The sequence below is a fragment of the Candidatus Brocadiia bacterium genome (assembly GCA_041658285.1).
Lineage (GTDB): Bacteria > Planctomycetota > MHYJ01 > JACQXL01 > JACQXL01 > JBBAAP01.
Map to the genome: position 1 here is coordinate 251,018 of JBBAAP010000003.1, position 19,388 is coordinate 270,405.

At 45.4% G+C, this 19,388-nt stretch carries 17 protein-coding genes; 5 read left to right on the top strand and 12 right to left on the bottom strand.

What is annotated here, in order from left to right; genetic code table 11:
* Positions 1–432: 432 nt before the first annotated feature.
* The 5 genes from WC980_04940 to WC980_04960 form a co-directional block, all read right to left on the bottom strand.
* Positions 433–1,572 carry a hypothetical protein gene (locus WC980_04940; protein ID MFA5794397.1) on the bottom strand — a complete coding sequence of 380 codons (1,140 nt, stop codon included), beginning with the start codon at positions 1,570–1,572 and terminating at the stop codon, positions 433–435.
* A 294-nt stretch (positions 1,573–1,866) separates the two neighbouring features.
* Positions 1,867–4,179: a sodium-translocating pyrophosphatase gene (locus WC980_04945; protein ID MFA5794398.1), complete on the bottom strand. Its 2,313-nt coding sequence runs from the start codon at positions 4,177–4,179 to the stop codon at positions 1,867–1,869.
* Positions 4,180–4,224: 45 nt separating this feature from the next.
* Positions 4,225–5,472 (bottom strand): hypothetical protein, encoded by a 1,248-nt coding sequence (locus tag WC980_04950; protein MFA5794399.1) that lies wholly within the window; start codon positions 5,470–5,472, stop codon positions 4,225–4,227.
* Between the two features lie 2 nt (positions 5,473–5,474).
* Complete coding sequence (locus WC980_04955) at positions 5,475–6,815, bottom strand: ABC transporter permease (GenBank protein ID MFA5794400.1); 1,341 nt, start codon at positions 6,813–6,815, stop codon at positions 5,475–5,477.
* A 10-nt stretch (positions 6,816–6,825) separates the two neighbouring features.
* A complete protein-coding gene (locus tag WC980_04960) occupies positions 6,826–7,596 on the bottom strand; it encodes an ABC transporter ATP-binding protein (GenBank protein MFA5794401.1) in 771 nt (256 codons plus the stop codon).
* A gap of 99 nt (positions 7,597–7,695) precedes the next feature.
* Here WC980_04960 and WC980_04965 point away from each other — a divergent pair, with 99 nt between their 5' ends.
* From WC980_04965 to pdxA, 4 genes are all read left to right on the top strand, one after another.
* Positions 7,696–8,487, top strand: a complete 792-nt coding sequence (locus WC980_04965) for a segregation/condensation protein A (GenBank protein ID MFA5794402.1) — start codon at positions 7,696–7,698, stop codon at positions 8,485–8,487.
* A 63-nt stretch (positions 8,488–8,550) separates the two neighbouring features.
* Complete coding sequence (locus WC980_04970) at positions 8,551–9,276, top strand: YebC/PmpR family DNA-binding transcriptional regulator (protein ID MFA5794403.1); 726 nt, start codon at positions 8,551–8,553, stop codon at positions 9,274–9,276.
* 6 nt (positions 9,277–9,282) lie between these two features.
* The gene (locus tag WC980_04975; protein MFA5794404.1) at positions 9,283–9,657 is read left to right on the top strand and encodes an FHA domain-containing protein; all 375 of its coding nucleotides are present in this window, start codon (positions 9,283–9,285) and stop codon (positions 9,655–9,657) included.
* A 36-nt stretch (positions 9,658–9,693) separates the two neighbouring features.
* Complete coding sequence (gene pdxA, locus WC980_04980) at positions 9,694–10,704, top strand: 4-hydroxythreonine-4-phosphate dehydrogenase PdxA (protein MFA5794405.1); 1,011 nt, start codon at positions 9,694–9,696, stop codon at positions 10,702–10,704.
* Here the strand turns inward: pdxA and recJ are convergent.
* The 7 genes from recJ to WC980_05015 form a co-directional block, all read right to left on the bottom strand.
* A complete protein-coding gene (gene recJ / locus WC980_04985) occupies positions 10,693–12,447 on the bottom strand; it encodes a single-stranded-DNA-specific exonuclease RecJ (protein ID MFA5794406.1) in 1,755 nt (584 codons plus the stop codon). The two genes, pdxA and recJ, sit on opposite strands and share 12 nt — an antisense overlap.
* A complete protein-coding gene (locus tag WC980_04990) occupies positions 12,448–12,912 on the bottom strand; it encodes a CinA family protein (GenBank protein MFA5794407.1) in 465 nt (154 codons plus the stop codon).
* A gap of 13 nt (positions 12,913–12,925) precedes the next feature.
* The gene (locus WC980_04995; protein ID MFA5794408.1) at positions 12,926–13,987 is read right to left on the bottom strand and encodes an argininosuccinate synthase; all 1,062 of its coding nucleotides are present in this window, start codon (positions 13,985–13,987) and stop codon (positions 12,926–12,928) included.
* A 3-nt stretch (positions 13,988–13,990) separates the two neighbouring features.
* Complete coding sequence (locus tag WC980_05000) at positions 13,991–15,070, bottom strand: DUF933 domain-containing protein (protein ID MFA5794409.1); 1,080 nt, start codon at positions 15,068–15,070, stop codon at positions 13,991–13,993.
* A 3-nt stretch (positions 15,071–15,073) separates the two neighbouring features.
* Positions 15,074–15,820 carry a twin-arginine translocase subunit TatC gene (gene tatC, locus WC980_05005; protein MFA5794410.1) on the bottom strand — a complete coding sequence of 249 codons (747 nt, stop codon included), beginning with the start codon at positions 15,818–15,820 and terminating at the stop codon, positions 15,074–15,076.
* A 79-nt stretch (positions 15,821–15,899) separates the two neighbouring features.
* Entirely contained in the window at positions 15,900–17,249 is a 1,350-nt protein-coding gene (locus tag WC980_05010; GenBank protein ID MFA5794411.1) for a BRCT domain-containing protein, read from the bottom strand.
* Positions 17,250–17,255: 6 nt separating this feature from the next.
* Positions 17,256–18,473, bottom strand: coding sequence for a hypothetical protein (locus tag WC980_05015; protein ID MFA5794412.1), 1,218 nt, complete (start codon positions 18,471–18,473; stop codon positions 17,256–17,258).
* A 267-nt stretch (positions 18,474–18,740) separates the two neighbouring features.
* On the opposite strand from WC980_05015, the gene coaE reads away from it, so the two are divergent.
* Complete coding sequence (gene coaE / locus WC980_05020) at positions 18,741–19,376, top strand: dephospho-CoA kinase (GenBank protein MFA5794413.1); 636 nt, start codon at positions 18,741–18,743, stop codon at positions 19,374–19,376.
* Positions 19,377–19,388: the final 12 nt, after the last annotated feature.

The window sequence follows — 19,388 nt, forward strand, 5'->3', positions numbered from 1 at the left end:
TAATCCGCATCCGTAAAAGACTTAGTCCGCGTACGTAAGAGTATTAATCCGCACCCGTAAAAGTATTGGTCCGCATACGTGAAAGCCTTAGTCCGCACCCGTAAAAGTGTTAATCCGCGTACGTAAAAGACTTAGTCCGCGTCCGTAAGAGCCTTAATCCGCGCCCGTAAAAGACTTGGTCCGCGCCTGTAAGAGTGTTACTCCGCACCAAGGAAAGTTAAAAAACTGTTTTTGTCCACTGGTGTGATGACAATTTTTGTCACTTCGCCCTCAAAAAAGCCCATATTCTGGGTAAAAAGTGCCAATTTTTGTCATCCCTGATGTGTGTAGCACCTACATATGGATTCTGGCCCCGAATGCTTTCGAGACCATCACCACAAGCAGAACCACTTCATTTACGACAAACTGGTTACTATGAGTTCTTTTATCAGTTTAACGGTTTGCTATTCCCCATTTGACCAGATATTTTTCGAGTAGGCGGTCTTTGAGGGAGTCGCCTAATGTATTCTTATTGGGCATAGTCAGGCTGAAGGTCTTGGTTGAGCCGGCCCCGGTGCTGGCCATTTTGACCTGGAGCCGGACCTTTTTGATGAGCGCGTCGGTCAGGTTGAGATTGTGCGTCTTGAGCCGGGCCTTGATGCTTTTGACGGAGTTGACCTCGATGGTGTCGTTGGTCAGGCCGTCCAGCCGGAAGCGCAATGAAACCACCTGCACGGAGACTATTTCGTCCTTGGGGTCGGTGGGGAAATCCTGGGGTTCGAGCTTTTTCTTGAACTGGTTCAGGTCGTAGACGCGTTCTTTGCCGGCGTTGAGGAAGTCTTCCTGGCCCAGTGCCAGCCGGGAGTAGGCGTCGCGGGCCTGCTCGGCGATGTCTTCGTGCCTGGCCTTAATCTTGAGCTTGCCCAGTTTGGGATAGTATATCATCAGCGATTCCAGCACCGGTTTTTCGGGTTTCTCGGCCGGCTTGTCGGTCTTGTCGTCGAACCGGGTAACGAACTTTTTTGGCGCTTCATAATAGACCAGGTAGGCCTGGCGATCGTCGGACTGGTAGTGTTCGATATAGACCCGGCCGTAGCCCTTGGCCTGATTGTGCAGGAGCAGTTTCCAGGCTTCGGTGAAGTTGGCTTTGATGTCGGACCAGTCACTGGCGTCCTTGGCTTTGGGCCCGACGTAGTCCTGGAAACTTTCGTAGCTTTCCAGTTCAGCCCAGTTGCAGGCGGTCCGGAATGCTTCGGGGTTTTCCATCAGCACCCGGATGGCCCGGTCTTCGGGCGGCATCTCGTCGTCCCAGAGGATTTTGAACTGCTTTGCCACTGACTGCAGGGTTTCCTGTGCGGCAAACCCGGACAGGTTGTGGACGTCGCGCAGTTCTTCTTCGATTTCGTCCTGTTTGGCAATGGGTATTTTCTGGAATTCGGCGGTGAGTTCGTCCATAAGCTGGTCGGGCGAGCGCTGGAAGGAGTTCCAGTTGAAGTCCTGGAGCACCTTGCGCGAGGTAAAATATTCGTAGAGTAGGTTGGTCGAGATTCGGCGCATCAGTGCCGGCGCGGTGAATGAACGGGTGTATAGCATAGTTTCTCCTTCAGTAAGTTATCCCATTCGCTATCGCTCAGGGATAAGTGTCGCTAACGCACTTGGTTTGAAGTGACACTAACCCCGCTAAAGCGGGATAAGTGCCAGCCCATACGGGTTCTTGTCCCAAGACCCCTCAGGGTCTAGGGATAACTTCTTTTAGTCAAACTGGCACTAAAATAATAAGGGCGACCACTTTAATCCGGTCGCCCTTATTTTATCCATTTATCCCCGACGGAATAGTCGGGATAACGTGGCAGTACGTCACTTTGTTCCTACTGCCACTAATTTACCTTAGAACTTGGCTTCGCCGGTTTCCTTTTGCGCGGTGAATCCGCCTTTCTTGGAGTAAAGCACCGAGCCGATTACCACTATGGCGAAAGCTATGCCGATGCCGATGACTGCCGGGCTGTTGGGATATTGTATCAGTATCGGTGCGGCGATAAGAGAAACCAGGTTGATGACCTTAATCATCGGGTTCATGGCCGGGCCGGCTGTGTCTTTTAACGGGTCGCCGACGGTATCGCCGACTACAGCCGCTTTGTGGGCTTCGGAGCCTTTGCCGCCGTGCAGGCCGTCTTCAATGGTTTTCTTGGCGTTGTCCCAGGCACCGCCGGTGGTGGACATAAATACGGCCAGGAGCTGTCCGGAAAGGATTACGCCGGCCAGGAATCCGCCCAGGGCTTCCACGCCCAGGAGCATGCCGACGACCAGGGGCGACAGCACGGCAATCAGCGCCAGGCTGATAAGTTCTTTCTGGGCCGCCGCGGTGCAGATGCCTACGGCCTGTTTGTAATCGGGTTCTACTTTGCCTTCCATCAGGCCGGGGATTTTAAACTGGCGCCGGACTTCGTTGACAATCAGGCCGGCCGCGCGGGCTACGGAGTTAATAGTCAGCGACGAGAACAGCCAGGGTATGGCGCCGCCCAGTAGCATTCCGATAAAGACCGTCGGAACCGAGACGCGGATGCCGGTGAAGAATAACCGCAGGTTTTCAGGGACGTTCATCATGGCCTGGACCTTATCAACGTCGGTCAGGAACGACCCGAACAGCGATACGGCGGCGATGACGGCCGAGCCGATGGCCACGCCCTTGGTGATGGCCTTGGTGGTGTTGCCGACGGCGTCCAGGTCAGCCATAATCTGGCGCGCCTTGGGTTCCAGCTTAGCCATTTCGCCGATGCCGTTGGCGTTGTCGGCAATGGGGCCGAAGGAGTCCATGGCCACGTTATTGCCGGTGAGCGTGAGCATGCCGATGCCGGTCATAGCCACGCCGTAAAGGACATAAACCACCGGTTGTCCCCAGTAGATAAGGACGGCGGCCAGGATGGTTATGGCGATGACGATAATCTGCCAGACGGTGGCTTCAAAGCCGACAGCCAGTCCGCGTAACAGCAGGGTGGCCGAGCCGGTTTTGGAGGCGTCGGCGATATCCTTGACGGGTTTGTAATGGGTGTCGGTGAAGTATTTGGTAACCTCGTCGAGGACGATGGCCAGCAGGATGCCGACGCCGACCGAGAAGAAGGCGCGCCATTCGTCCATATAGTAATGGGCCAGGAATGCGAAGGAAACAAGGCAGATGGCGGCCGAGGTATAGAATCCTTTGTTAATCGAGGACATGGCATTGCCGCGTTCCTCGCCTTTTTTGCCCTTGACCACATAGGTGCCGATGATGGACGAGAGCACGCCGATGCCGCGGACCAGGAGCGGGAAGATAATCCATTTAATTTCGTGGGTGATGCCGACCAGGGCCAGGCCGAGTATCAGGCCGGAAACGATGGTGACTTCGTATGATTCGAAGATATCGGCGGCCATACCGGCGCAGTCGCCGACGTTATCGCCTACCAGGTCGGCGATGACCGCGGCGTTGCGGGGGTCGTCTTCGGGGATGCCGGCTTCGACTTTACCGACCAGGTCGGCGCCGACGTCAGCCGCTTTGGTGTAGATGCCGCCGCCCACCCTCATGAACAGGGCCAGGAGCGTGCCGCCGAACCCGAACCCGAGCAGCGCGTCCGGCGCGGCCATGCCGAAATACATAAATATGATGGTGCCGCCGAACAGGCCCAGGCCGTCGGTAAGCATACCGGTGATGGTGCCGGAACGATAGGCGATTTTAAGGGCTTCGGAGAAACTGGTCCGGGCCGCTGCGGCGACGCGGACGTTGCCCTGGACGGCCATTCTCATACCGAACTGGCCGACCATAAGCGAGAAGAAGGCGCCCATAATGAACGCCAGCGCCCGGCCGATACCGACAATAATCTTGACGTGGTCAAGCTGTTCGGGCGTAGCCGTCTTGAATGTATCTACTGTAAGCCCGGTGAAGCGGATAATCGCTTCTTCGCTGGGCGGAACGATATAGACTGACAGGAAAAGGACGACGGTGAGAATCAGGATTAAGGGCAGGATAGTTTTAAGCTGGCGCCCCAGGTAAGCATCAGCGCCGGTACGGATGGCGTTCCAAACCATTTGCATCTTGTCGGTGCCTTTGTCCTTGCCCAGAATCTGGGCGCGCAGGAACAAGGCATAGGCCAGACCCATGAGAGAAATTCCCAGAACACCCCATATAGCCACGACCTCAAAAGTCGTTGCTCCAAGTAGGCTACTCATTCTCCACCATTCCTTTCTATAATATTGATACTGAAAATTTGGTTTTTATTTGGTCCGGGTTATTTTGGCCAGCCTTGATTTTTCCTCCTCGGTTAAGAAAACTTTACCGTATTTCTTAATGTATAGTTCGTAAGCGGCGGCTATTTTGTCCTTAGGTTCGCCCTTAGCCTCGCTGATAAGTATATCTTCCAGTTCCGCGATACGTTGATTAAAGGCCAGAAAATACCAACTGGACGGGTGGTCGTCAAGTTTTGGAGTACTTTTTCTGAAGCGGTCGGCCAGAATAAGGAAGAGCTGTTGGGCGTCTTTGGGCCGGCTCTGGTCAATCAAGCCGTAAACCTTTTTGAGATAGGCCGAAAATATGGCGTCAATATGTTTATAGATGGGCATGAATTCCAGTCCGACGTGGGTGTTGATGAGGTTGCCGTACATATCCAGGAGTGGGCCGGGGTTGGCGCCGTCGGATTCAAACAGCGCTTTTTCAGCCTTGATTATGCTGATAATTTGGTCGTAGCCCTGGAGTTCGGTGGTCCAGCGGCTGTAATCCGGTCCGGACCGGGGAATAAGGTCTTTTTCGATGTATTGCCGGAATGACGATATTTCACTGAGGGCTTCGTCAAAGCGCCGTTGGTCGAGCAGTTCGAAGGCGTAGAAATAGCGGCTGGCCAGGAACATTATTTCGCAGTCATAGGCAAATCCGGTGGAGCCTTTGGCTTGATACAGTTCCATGGTTTTGTAATACCATTTGGCGGCCATAAGATAGGTGCTTTTGCCTTCTTCTTTGGCGACCATGTCCATAAGAAACCGGTCCTGCGGGATGCGGTGATAATAAAAGAAAGCCAGATATCCGGTAAGCGAGGAATTTTCAGGGTTGTAAGACATGCCTTTATGGATGTACTCCAGGCCATTTTTGACGGTAAGCCATTTGCCTTCGGGTGTTTTTTCTTGATTGGACATATTGTAAATCATGTGATAGGCGTTGTATGACCAGACGGCCGTCAGATGAGGCTGGAGTTTGGCAATTATGGTTAGCAGTGTCAATACGGTTTCGTATTGCTTGTCCTTCTGGAGGTTTTCGGTTTTGAGCCAAAGATAATCGACCAGAAGCGGCTTGAATCCGCCGAGCATGGTATTGGCCATATAGGTGCCCAGGTAATCGGTGGGCGGCAGGCTGTTAAAGGGGTTGGATTTGATGATTTCTTGGCGTTCCGGAGTTGCCTCTATGCTTTTCAGGACGGGGATTTGCAACAGGCAAAGGGCCACTATGATAATTATAATGTAACGTATTTTCATAATCAGTTAACGTCCCTGAGCCTGAAGGCTACGACGCCGATAATAAAAGAGGCCAGGACAAATATCAAGAGATATCCCAGCAGGCCGGGGAAAAGGCCCAGGCTGATGGTCTGGCCGTTTATGAGATATTCAGAGCCGTCGTACCTGCTGAAATCCGGGAATATCTTCAGGACAAACCGGACTATAAAATCAGATGTCTGCATTAGCCAGAGGGGCATGGCATCGCCCTGCGGCGCGGCTTGAGGCAGGGCCTGGGCCAGCTCCTGCGCCCTGGTTTTTATCACCTGCTCCATGGCCTTTTTCATCATTTCCAGGGATGATTCCCAGAAGCGGACGCCGCTTCCGACCATATAAATGACTATATTCAAGAATACGTTGATGCCGGCTGAAAGAAGCGTCGAGCCGGCGATGCAGAATGCCAGAACTATTATTATTTGGAGCCAGATTAAAGCCATTGCTTTGATATAGTTCCAAGCGAAGTTATCCGGAGTGGACATCAGGAGTATGCTGTCCGGCGTGGCCGTGACGTAGCTTTCGGGATTAACGCGGTTAACGAATATTTTCAGCGCGCCGGTTGGGTCGATCAAGTCGTGGGGGAATTCTATGACCTCGGCCTGTTTATAATTAAGATGAAGCTCTTTGGTAAATTCTTCTTTTGTCGTTGGGTTCAGGAATCTGATATTAACGCTGGAAGATATTTTCAATCCCTCGCCGAGCATGAGGCATATTCTGGCCTGGGTGGGCGGGGCTGACTTGTTTAGGTCCTGAAAACGCCAGGCGACAAAGTTATTCTTATTGCCTTCTATTCTGACCGAAACGCCTTCTTTGGGCTGGTAACTGCCGCTGATTTTGTCCGATTGGTTTAATTCGTTTGGTTTGTCTGGTTCCACGTTCTGAAAATACATTTCTGCCGGCTTGATTTGTTGGTTGACCTGGAGGGTTTTTAAGGTGCCGCTGAGGCCGGCGACAATATACAGGTAAAACAGGCTGACTATGCCCATTATCAGGACGAATATTCCAAGGGTTAAGGCAAAGCCCATCAGTTTGCCGAGGAGCAATGTTTCGCGGCTTATCGGTTTTGGCAGTATCAGGAGGAGTCTTTTGAGTTCTATGTCGTCCGGCAGAGAAACAGCCGCCAAGAATATGGCCATTAGGACGCCTAGAAAACTTATGCCCTGAAGCGACCATATTTCTATCAGCCGTATCCGGTCGACTGATTTTACCACGGGCATGAATGAGGAAAGTATGACCAGCAGGAAAGTAAATATGATGATGACCAGGAATATTTTCTTGCGGATGGATTCTTTATATGCCAGAGATACGATTGCGAAAAGTTTGCCCATAAGTTAATGATTAATTACTGCGTTTTACGCCTGAAGCAGGGCCGCTTTTAGCGGAGATGGTTTTAAGGAAAACAGTTTCCAGCGTTTCGCCGGGCAAAAGGAGGTCTTTTACATTGCCGGTTGTCTGAAGCTGGCCCAGATGCATTATGGCAATCCGGTCGCAGATGTCCTGGACGTCGCCCAACAAGTGGCTGGACATAAAGATAGTTTTACCTTGTTTCTTCAGGTCGAGGATAATATCCTTTACCAACCGGGAGACAATGGGGTCGAGTCCGGAAGTGGGTTCATCTAGGAATATCAGGTCGGGGTTATTGATAAGCGCGGTGGCGAATCCCAGGCGCCGGGCCATACCTTTGGAATATTCCCGGACCGGCCTTTTCCGGGCGTCTTGGAGCCCGACCAGTTCTATGAGTTCGGATACCTTACGGTCTCTTTCCTTTCCGGGCATACGGAAAATCCTGCCGAAGAAATGTAGGGTTTCTTCCGCGTTCAGGAATCGGTAAAGATAAGATTCTTCGGGCAGGAAGCCGATGCGGTCTTTGACCACGATATCGTAAGGCGGCTTGTCAAGGACACGCACTTCGCCGCTGGTCGGCTTGAGTAGGCCGAGCAGGATTTTCATGGTGGTAGTTTTGCCCGAGCCGTTAGGCCCAAGGAAGCCGAATATTTCCCCCTGGCAAACCTTTAAATCTAGCGCATCAACCGCCTTTACTTCGTAGCGGTTGAAAGGGCTTTTAAATATCTTGGTCAGCTTTTCTACGTCAATTACTTGTTTTTGCATATAGATTAGCCGTTAAGTATAGATATTCTCGGATTAACAGCAAGAAATTTTACATCTCTTTAGCTTGATTATTAATCGGTTTGTTCTTAACTACTATTCATGGAAATACTTGACCACAAAATTACCCTTTCAAACTTTTACGGCCCGATGGACCTGCTTCTTTACCTGATTAGGGAAGACGAGCTTAACATCTATGATATCCCTATCTCACGGGTGACGGAGCAATACCTTAATTACCTGGCGTTGATGGAGAAACTTAATATCGAGATTGCCGGAGAGTTTCTGGTAATGGCTTCGACTTTGATGGAAGTTAAGGCGCGTTTACTGGTGCCGCCACCGGAAGAGGATCTGGAGGAGGAAGAAGCAGACCCCCGATTTGAACTGATCAGGCGTTTGCTGGAGTATAAGAAGTTCAAGGACTTGTCGGCCAGGTTGCGGGAATGCATGGCCATTGCCTCGAGAACATCGTGCCGGCCTTATTTTGATTTAGCCCAATTGACGCCGGACGCGGAAAAAGAATCAGCCGAAGAAAAGCCAGTCGTTGAGCTGGATCTTTGGAATCTGGCACGAACATTTTCCCGGATATCGCAGGAAATAATACTGGATGTGCCGTCTTCGATAATTTATGACGACATTCCCATAGAGAAATTTATGGGAATGATAATTGAGCGGCTTAAGCAAAAGGGAGAGATGTCATTTCTTGATTTGCTGGCAAATCAACCGGAGCAAAAGCGTTTTTATACCCTTAAAAACCTGATTGCTTCATTGGAACTGGTTAGGCTTCAGCAAATTGATATGGAACAAGAGCGAGATTTCGGCGATATAAAACTAAGGCTGAGGGCTGATGCGCCGCCGGCGCCTGAAGGGACGGGTCCGGCCGGTCAGAATTAATTTCGCAGCAACACCTCATCTATTTTCTTGACATTACACTGATAAATTGTATTTTCTCTTACTATGTCAGGACATTCGCATTGGTCTACAATAAAACATAAAAAGGGCGCAGCTGACGCCAAAAAAGGTAAGGAGTTTTCCAAGGTGGCCCGCCTTTTGATGGTGGCTGCGCGTGATGGAGGGAGCGATCCGGATACTAATATCAAATTGCAATATGCCATGGAGAAAGCCCGGTCCGTTAATATGCCCGCAGAAAATGTTGATCGGGCCATTAAAAAGGGGGCCGGCGAACTGGAAGGCGTGCGTTTGGAAAGCACTATTTTTGAAGGTTACGGTCCTAATGGCGTGGCTATCATGGTTGAGGTGCTCACCGATAATCGTAACCGGACAACGCCGGAAATAAGAAAAATATTTGATGCCCGGGGCGGTTCTTTAGGCAGCGCAAATTCTGTCAGTTGGATGTTTGAAAGAAAAGGGCTTATCACTATTCCTGCGGCGAAAGCTAGCGAGGATGAGATTATCGGGGTTGCTTTAGATGTCGGCGCTGATGACGCTTCTCTTGCCGGTGATATCTTTGAAATTATCAGCTCGCCGGACCAGATGGAGAATATAAAAAAATCTTTGATAGCAAAGGGCTTCACTCCCCAGAGCGCAGAAATTACTTTCATCCCCAAGAATTATATTTCCCTTAATAAAGATGCCGGACAAAAGATTATGGGCTTGTTGGAAGCCCTGGAAGATCAGGATGATGTCCAGAATGTTTATGCGAATTTTGACATAATCGAATAGCATTTTATGCCTAAAATCGTCGGGCGCCTTATCTTGAAGGGAACTAAAGGCCTGGCTCAGGATGAAACATTTTATGTCAATTACGGGCAAATAGTTAATATCGGACGAGCCCCTTACTGTGAGATTTCTTACCAGGATTTTAAGAATTATCCAAAGGACGAGTCCAGAGACTACACCCTGAATATTTCCCGCGAACATCTGCGCATATCTTTTTATAATACGCATTCTGTTCAGCTGAAAGATTTAAGCTCTAATGGAACCTTTGTTAATGGCCGGGCGATCCGCAAGATATTCATTACGGATATTGTTGATAAATCTTATGAAATTAAACTGGGAACAACCGAAACATTTTTACTCTCGGCTGATACAATCAGTAAGTAGCTTTGAGTCCTCTTGTTTATCTAGTATTCCTCAATCATGGCTGTTAAAACCATCGGCATAACAATGGGTGACCCTTCTGGAGTCGGGCCGGAAGTCATAGTTAAGGCCTTTAACTCGGAAGAAATAAAGCACATCAAAAACTCTACCAGATTTATAATTTTCGGTGATGATGATACCTTCGCAAAGACCGCTCTAAAGTTAGGGACGGCTTTTGATTGCAGCTTAATTAGCGCTTTGGATCAGGTTGACAAAGACAACAATAAAAGTAATTTATTTTTATTCAACCCGATACCCGTTCGTAAGTCAACCGGTGAAATGTCTCTGGGATACATTATTTCCGCGATAGATGCAGCATATCAGGGAAATACCAAAAAACCTCGAATAATTGACGCTATCGTCACGGGGCCAGTCAGTAAAAACTCTATTAATAAAAACGGATTTTCTTTTAAGGGTCACACGGAATTATTAGCCCGAAAAACAAACTCTAGAAAATATGTAATGATGTTTGTTTCTGATAATTTAAAGGTATCCTTGGTTACCACCCACGTACCATATAAAAAGCTTTTGCTCCATCTTAATACGGGCGCTATTTTAAACACGATAAAAATAACCAATGATTCTCTGAAACAATATTTTAATTTGCCTGAACCAAGCATCGCTGTATGCGGATTGAATCCTCATGCCGGCGAGGATGGTTTATTCGGAAAAGAGGAGAAAGAAATTATTGGTCCCGCAGTTGAGGCTGCTAAGCAACTTGGCATTCTGTGTTATGGCCCATTTCCCGCGGATAGCCTTTTTTACAGGGCGCAAAAGGGCGAGTTTGATGCGGTGGTGGCTCTTTACCATGACCAGGGTATTATCCCGGTCAAAACCATATCATTTTTCAAGATGGTTCAGATTACTTTGGGGCTTCCTATAATCAGAACTTCGGTTGCTCACGGGACGGCTTTCGATATTTCGGGGAAAAATGTCGCTGACCCTGGCTCGATGATTGCCGCGATACGATTAGCCCGGGAGATGATAGAGAATAAAGCCCTATTGTTTTGAGTTTGGATATTTTATATCCTTTAAGTGAAGCTCCACATCATCTTTGCCGTTAAAATCATTGAAGCGAATATTGTACGCTATGGAAAAGCCCTCGTCTTTTAAGGATTCGATTATGTCAATTTGTTGTCCTTGCCCGAACGCCACAACACGAAAAGCTTTATTATTCTGCTTGACAAAAAACTCAAGATGATCCGCATTCCTGCCCATTAACCGCGGCTGGCCTGCCAGATTAACATTATGGGTTGCCAGTACTGGCTCCGGATTGCCTTCTCCAAAAGGCTGGAGCATGTCTATTTCCCGGGATAATTTTCTGTTAATGTTGGATAATTCTATTTCCGAATCGATTAAAATAGGTGCTGATCCGACAGGCAGTGGGGTTATATTGGTTTGGGCTGATAAATGAGAAATCAGCTCAGGTATCAGTTCGGTTTTTATTTCCAGCCCCGCCGCTAACGCATGACCGCCGAAAGATTCAAAAAGATGATTGCAGCTATTTAGTGCGTTATAGAGATGGAAACCTGGGATTGAACGTCCGGACCCTTTACCGATATTTTTTGTTGTTGATATGATTATTGCTGGTCGGTAAAATTCTTCTGCTATACGCGAAGCCACAATGCCGATGACACCCGGGTGCCACGCATCAGAGGCAACCACTAATATTGGATTTTTAGATAAATCATATTCTTCTTGTATTTTAAAGCGGACTTCTTCTAGTATTTTTACTTCGATTTTCTGGCGTTCGCGATTGGCCATGTCTAAATATTTGGCTATTTCTTCTGCGACTGTATCTGATTCCGAAAGAAGCAATTCAACGCCTTTAGTGGCGGTGGATAAACGGCCGCCGGCATTAAGGCGGGGCGCTAAGCCATAAGCAATGTCTTTGGGCTGGATTTCCTTGCCGGAAATGCGGGTTTTATTCATCAATGCTTTTAGTCCGGGTATTTTACATGCTTTTAGAGATTGCAATCCATAATAAACTAATATGCGATTTTCGCCTATTAATGGAACAACATCAGCTATTGTTCCAATGGCCGCGAGGGTTATGGCATCAATTATAAATCTATGAAATAGTGGTCCTGATCTATCAATAAAAGAAAAATTATTCAGTATCGCCCAGGCCAATTTAAAAGCTACACCTGTTCCGCATAAATCTCTAATGAAACTTTCATCGGTCAATTTAGGATTAATGATAGACACGGCTTCGGGAAGAGCTTGGTTGTGAACGTTTGGTTCATGATGGTCTGTAATTATTATGTCAATTCCTAAATCCTTGGCGTATTGAACTTCTTTTTTAGATGAGATCCCGCAATCAACCGTTATAATCAGGTTTGCCCCGTCTTCTTTTAGTTTTTTTATGGCCGTTTTATTAAGTCCATAGCCTTCGTTTATTCTGTGTGGAATATAGTAATTAACCGGATACTTCAAAAGCTCAAATAATCTTACCAGAATAACCACGCCGGCGATTCCATCGACATCATAATCACCGTATATGACTATTTTCTTCTTATTTTCTATGGCCTCTTTTATTTTTTCTACAGATTCTTTTATGCCTTTTATTGAGCTGGGTTCGACAAGATTTTTTAATTCTGGTTTTAGGAAAATATGGGCTTGTTTCAAGTCCTGGATTCCGCGGCCGGATAGAATTTTACTAATGACTGGTGAAATTCCCGGGATTTCAAAAGGCATCATTTTCTCAGCATACCGTAATTTCCAATCTCGACTTTTAATCCCAAGTTTTCTCATTTATTGGTACCTGCATTTTACCAGGTCAAATAAAATATTCAGAGCGATATCAGCAGCTTGCTGCTTTATTTTTTTTCTTGAGCCATTAAGTATGAGTTTTTTGACGGTTACTTTGCCGGTTAATTTAACACCCACGTATACTAACCCGATTGGTTTCGTATCTGTTGCGCCGGAGGGGCCGGCTATGCCTGTCGTCGCCAATCCAATTTTGGATTTTCCAGCTACTTTTTTAGCCATAAGGCGGCAGATTTGCAGGCTAACCGCGCCGTATTTTTTTAGCGTGGTTGGGGAAATTCTCAAACGATTTATCTTGGATTCGTTGTTGTAGCAAATGATTCCTTCGTGAAAAACTTTAGAAGCGCCCGGAACCTGAGTTATTTTGTGAGATATTAATCCTCCGGTGCAAGATTCGGCCACTGAAAGAGTCAGCCCTTTTTTTTCTAAAAAGGAGATTAATTTTTTCATGAATTGCGCCCAATTATTTTTCTATTTCCAAGATAATGCAGTTTCCCTTAAACAGCTTCATTGTAACTTTGCCGTTTATTTTATTTGCAGAGGCGTTGAAGAAAGCATCCATTGACTCTCTTAACGGAGAAAACCAATCTCCGTGATATACAAGTTGCGAGTATTTTTGGGACAGGGTGGCCTGGAAGTGTAAAAGTTCCTTCGGTAAAACAAGATAGGATATAGCATGGAATGCATTGTATAATATAGATGCCGCCGGGGATTCGTAAATTTCCCTTGATTTATCCCCTGATATTTTATTCTCTACAATATCGCTTCTGCCGATAGCGTGGCGGCCGCCTATTTTATTAAGGATTTCTATTAATTCCAAGTAGTCTTTTGCCGCATTGTTGAGGGCTATGGGCTCACCTTTTTTAAAAGTAATTTCTATTGTTATTGCTTTGTCTGGAGACTCTTCTATTGGAGTGGTCATGATATAGGTGTCGCGCGGAGCTGTTTGCCATAATTCATCAGGTTGACCAAGCTGTATGTTGCATCCCCAAAGATTACATTCCAGATTGTAAAGGGATTGCCGGCGGCTTCCCAGGGGAATATTGCGTTCCTGAGCATATTTTATGTCGTCATTTATTGTTTGCAAATTAAGCTCTTTCAGGGGAGCAATTATCTCTATTTCAGGATCAAGAGCTTTTATGCAATTGTTAAACCTGATGTAATCATTTCCGAATCCTCTGGATCCATGAGCGACATAACGACAGTTTTCTTCATTGGAAATTCGGACCAGCTCTTGGGATATTAATGGCCTTGTTAGGGCTGAAGAAAGGAGGTAATCTGATTCGTATTTAGCCCCGGCTTTTATGCAGGGCAGAATAAATTCTTGGACAAAACGATGCCTAAGATCAGCAATGTAAGCCGTTTCAGCGCCAAGCTGGACGGCTTTTTCTCCCAGAGGTTCTAGATATTCCAGCTGTCCCAGCTGGGCCATAAAAGTTATAACCTTTAATCCTTTAGACTGCAGCCAGTGCACGCAAATAGAAGTATCTGTTCCTCCTGAATAAGCTAAAACAACTTTACTCATAGTTTATACATTAAATTTATAATGAACAATATCTCCATCATGAACTATATAGTTCTTGCCCTCAAGTTTTAATTTGCCACGCTCTTTTGCATTCTTGTAATTTCCACCCTCAATCCAGTGTTGAAAAGGAATAACTTCTGCCGATATAAACCCCCTAGATATATCCGTATGTATTGCTCCGGCCGCTGTTAAGGCGGTATCCCCCTGTTTTATGGTCCACCCCCGGATTTCATCTTTGCCAACAGTAAAAAAAGTTATTAGTCCTAATTTTTTATAGCATAGAGGCAATATATCATGGATGTGTAATCCAGGAAGCTTGTATTCATCCATAAAGCTTTTTTTTTCTTCTTCGCTAAACTCAGGCTGGCTTAATTCATACTCTAATTTAAGCGATAAAGCAATATAATCAGAATATTGCGCAGCAATAATTTTCTTAAATTTATCCTGCACTTCTGGTTGCAACTGAAATTCTGATAAATTGAGAACGATAATTAACGGCTTTATTGCAAGAATCCCATAGTTTTTGATGGCTCGATTTATATCGGCATCCGCCTTAAGAATATGCAAGTCTTTTCCTGATTCTAATTGTGTCTGCATTTTTCCTAGAGCGGCCAGTTCTTTTTTATCCTGCTCTACCATCGAACCACCACGAAGTATTTGTTGCTGCAACTTGGAGGCTCTTTTTTCTATAATACTAAGATCAGCGACTAGTAATTCGTTTTTTATGTCAGTTATTATTCCGAGAACTGATTCTGGAGAGCTTTCCGAATTAGTACGAACAACGCAAATCAATCCATCCGCGTCTCTTAAGATAGATATTGCCTGTGCGTTTCCATCAACTTTTTCTGCTGGGATATTTAGACTGGGAGTATCGTAAATTTCAATTGTAGGGTAGGTTAGTTTATCACTGGGACCTTCCTTATCCAACAACATTTCAATTCGCTTGTCCGGAACTTTTACGGTAGCAACCTTTAATTTTTGTTCTAGCTGCAAAAGAGAAGCGGCTTCGTATTTGATGCCCGAAAGCAACGAATATAAGGTGGTTTTCCCGCTGGAAGTTAATCCCATTATTCCTAATTTCATAGATCAGTTAGCTCTTTCTTTATCAAGACGATTTGTTTTGTACTTATAAATAAACGATATTACTATTCCCAGTCCATATAGCAACAATAATGGCACGGCCACTAACGTTTGTGTGATCGGGTCTCCAGTAGGGGTGATTATTGCCGCCAGGATAAAGGCGATCAATATTGCTGCTTTTATTTGAGAGGTGTATGTCTTTGGGTTTATTATTTTTATTTGCACTAAAAAAAGCATCAAAAGGGGGAGTTCAAAAACCAGTCCTAGAAGGAGTGTAAGCATTACAAAAACACTAAAATACTCATTAAAATTTATTAGTGATTCCACGACCGCATTGTCGCCGTAATAGTAAAGTATTTTTAATGTGGGCGGGATAAATAAATAGTAACCGAACAAAACGCCAGCAACAAAAAGGCCCAGGGAAAAAGGCGCGTAAAATAAAACATATTTTTTTTCTTTTTCGTAAAGGCCGGCGCTAATAAATTTCCATAATTGATATAGCGCGAAAGGAGTAGCCATCAGCGCGCTGGCAATCATTACCGCTTTAAAATAAACCACAAAGCGTTCAGCTGGGCCAAAAGCTTTAAGCAAAGAATTGGTTGCTTTGAAATGGGGGCAGCAGATAATTTCCATTATTTTGTTTTGGAATATGAAGCAAACTGCTAGGCAAACAGAGAAGAAAATAGCCGAATATATAAGTCGTTTTCTAAGTTCATCAAGGTGTTCTCCCAGTGAGATATGTTTTTCTTCCATGTTTAGAATCTCAGTATAGCGGAAGGTTTTTTATGCGTTGGATTACGCTATTTTGAAATAGCGGTCCCGAATAGATTTTTTAATACCACGGCAACCCCATTAAAGCATAAAGTTCTTTTTCCCTGAGAACCACCGCGCCCAGATGAACCGCTTTTTTGTAGTTTTCGTCTTTATCGTAGTTTTCTCCCGCCACGACATATGTAATTTCAGGTGTTATTTCTACTGAAGCCTTTCCGCCAAATTCCTCTATTTTATTCTTTAATTCAGAGAATGAATACCGGCCTGTAGACTTGCCGCACAAAACAAATATCTTTGCTTTTTTTCGGCTGTAAACAGAACTGTTTATGTAATCTCCAGCGCCGATTGGGTTGTGGGAGTCCATTGATCCTTCTAAAATCGATGCCTGGCTGAATTTATCATAAATTTTAATTATCTTAATTTTCCCTTTATTTCTGGGTGCTCCGTGTTTTTCTATTATAAAAACATCAAAATCCATTTTTTCAGTAATAGCGTCATTCTTACCAAGGTCTATGTAAACATATCCGTTTGGGGCGTCAGAGAAAGTAATCTGTCCGTCTATCTCAACGCCTTCGCGTTCAAGCTCTAGCCTTTTTCTTAGTTTATCAAGCCGGTCATTATATTCTTGCTTCTCTTTAAGCAATTTAGCCATAGTCTCTTCTTGTTTTTTAGCGACATTGACAACTTCTTCATTAACCTGATTCAAACCTTCTTGCAGATAAAGAATGTCGCGTTCGCCTTGCTCAACAATATCTTTAACTCTTTTTTCCAAGGTCGAGAAATCGGTTCTTAATTTATTTATTTCCGCATCTTTTTCCTCGATAATTTTAATCAACTCCCCGCTGTTAAGATCCTCTTTTGTTCCGATTATTTTTACCGTTTCTTGTTCGGAGGTCTGCCTGGCCGATATGAGTGCTTTTGTTTTTTCGTCATTTGATTTTGCTATTTCTTCCAGATCAGTGATTAAAACCTGAAGGTTAAGTTTTGGCTTGGCATCATCTTCGCGTTTATCGCGGAGTCCATATTGTGTTTTTTGGTATACGTCCGCCAGCTTGGTAGTCCACCCGCTTAAAAATCTAGCCACATCTTCAGTATTGCTTAAACCTTGAAGCTTCTCCGGATGCAGTTCTAATACCGGTTTTTCATCCTTTCCCGTTGGCTGAGTGACTGGGCGGGCTTCCCACCCGATTCGCTTTGATATTTCCATCGCCTTGGCTTTGAATACATTAGACTCTGCTTCAGAAGTTTCCGCATCCTTTATTCCTTTTTCGAGAGTCTTCGACTTCTCTTCAATTCCGCCATTCAAAGAATAAATAGAGTACAAAGCAATAATTAGCAGAATGCTTGACGCGGCCAATAATACTATGGCGCCTGGGTCCTCAGCCTTCTTTTTTATAATTCTTCTAGCCATATTTTTTTAGTCGCCCAGATAGAATTCCAACGCTTCACGCGCTTCAGTGCCTTCCAGGCGAGGGATATTCATGGTTTTTACCACAACATAATTATTGCGGTCAATATCCGTTTCTTCCGGATCTTTGCCTATGATTACAAAATCCGTTTTGAGAGAGACCTTTTTTTCTACAGTTACGCTGATGTCGGTCAGGCGTCGTTCGACCTCAGCTTTGTCGTATTTGAAGTCACCGCGCTCGAATTTTCCTATGAGCACTACATTTCTTGCTCCCAGCGGATGATAAAAAATATTAGTTATGGAATCGCCCTCGGTAATTGGGTCCATCGGGTTTTTTAAAGCGGTTATTGATACTAGCGATTGTGTCTCGTATATCTTTTTTACCTCAACCTGACCTTTCCATTCCCTTATACCGGTTTTGTCACGGCGGAATACCATAAACTTCCAGCCGAGTTTTATATTACTTTCATTTCCAAGTGTTATGAACGCAAATCGGTTGTTTACGTTAGGCTGGATGATTTTTCCGTGGGTTTCTACGATATCCCTGTTAAACACTTCTTTAGTGGCCAGCTCTTCAAGGTTGTATTTTATCAAGGCGATATCATTCTCCATTTTTGTTTTGCTCATTTCAAACTGGGATTGCATTTTGGGCAGCTTATCTTCCTGCTCTTTTTTAGCGGAAGTCAGCTTGTCCTTGAGCACGTTGTATTTTTCCGTTTCAGAGGAAAGCTTGTCATTCATATCGCTAATCTGGGTTTTCAGCCCGGCAACAATGCCTTCTTTTGCCTCCTTGACCACGCTAACGAAATCTTTCACTCCGGTGCTTCTCCGGGCGGCGGTTTCTTTTTCGTAGGTTGCTCTTTCGAGCCGGATTCTTGTTTCGGTTGCCCGATCAATCGCCTCTCGGACTATTTTTTCCATCTTTAGTTCTTCCGCGCCCTTGGATGGCTTGGTCTTCTTTTTCTTGGTGGCGATGTATTTGTCCATATCTTCGGGTTTAAGAGGGATTCCCGGATCCAAAGACATAATCAGAGGTGAAATATCCATTGTGAAAGAGTTAAAGGCCTCTTTTTGCTTTTTGGCTTCTGCTTGAGCGGCCTGCGCGGCTTGAATCTGGGCATCGATGTTTTTCTCTTCTCCGGACAGGATATAAGTTATGAACAGCCCTATAATCGCAAAGGCTGTTATAATAATCAGAATCCAATTAGCTAATCCGCGGTTGTTCATAGGCATTTCTTTATATTATGGAGTTCTTTTTTTGTCAAGTAAAAATCACAAAATGCTTGACAAGGTTTATATTAGTTCTACAAATAGTACCAGTTTAAAAGATATCAAACCATATCTTTAATAGGTACAGTGAAAAATTAACCAAATACTGGAATGTCTGAACAATCCCTGACTTTAGTGCAATTTAATTTCATTTAGTTTCCGGTTTAAAGGTAATATTTAATTAGCCTTTCATACCAGATTACAAAACAAGGTGTTGTTGTCCAAGTGATTCTTAAACAATCCAAGAGATTTTTAACCGTTATCGGACTATCCGGTGGCATTGCCAGCGGAAAAAGCAAGGTGGGAGAACTGCTCGAAAAAAAAAGCGGATTGCTCATAGATGCCGATAAAATCGGCCACAAGGTCATCCAGCTCGGTCCGGTCAAAAAAATCCTGCGTTCCTGGTTGGGCAGCGGAGTATTTGATGCCGATGGTTCTGTCGACCATGACAAATTAGCGGCCGCTGTATTCGGCAGTGTAAAGAATGTCCGGCGGATGAACAAAATAGTTCACCCGCTCATTAAAAAGGAGATTGTTAACATCATCGCCAGAAGCAAATCCGGCAATCCCGGGCGCAAGAAATTTATTATCCTGGACGCCGCCCTGCTGATGGAGGCCGGTCTTGATGCCGTTTGCGATACGCTTATCTTCGTGGAAGCTCCAAAGGACATCCGCCGGATGCGCGTTTCAGAATCCCGGGGTTGGAATAAAGGAGAATTGGCCCGAAGAGAACGCTTCCAGATGTCTCTTAAGCTAAAAGAGGGGAAATCTAATTTTGTTATACATAATAACGGATCGCTCAAAGACCTGTTCTGCCAGGTTAATGAAATATATAAATTTATAAACGCATTATCTAATTAGAAAGAAGGAGAG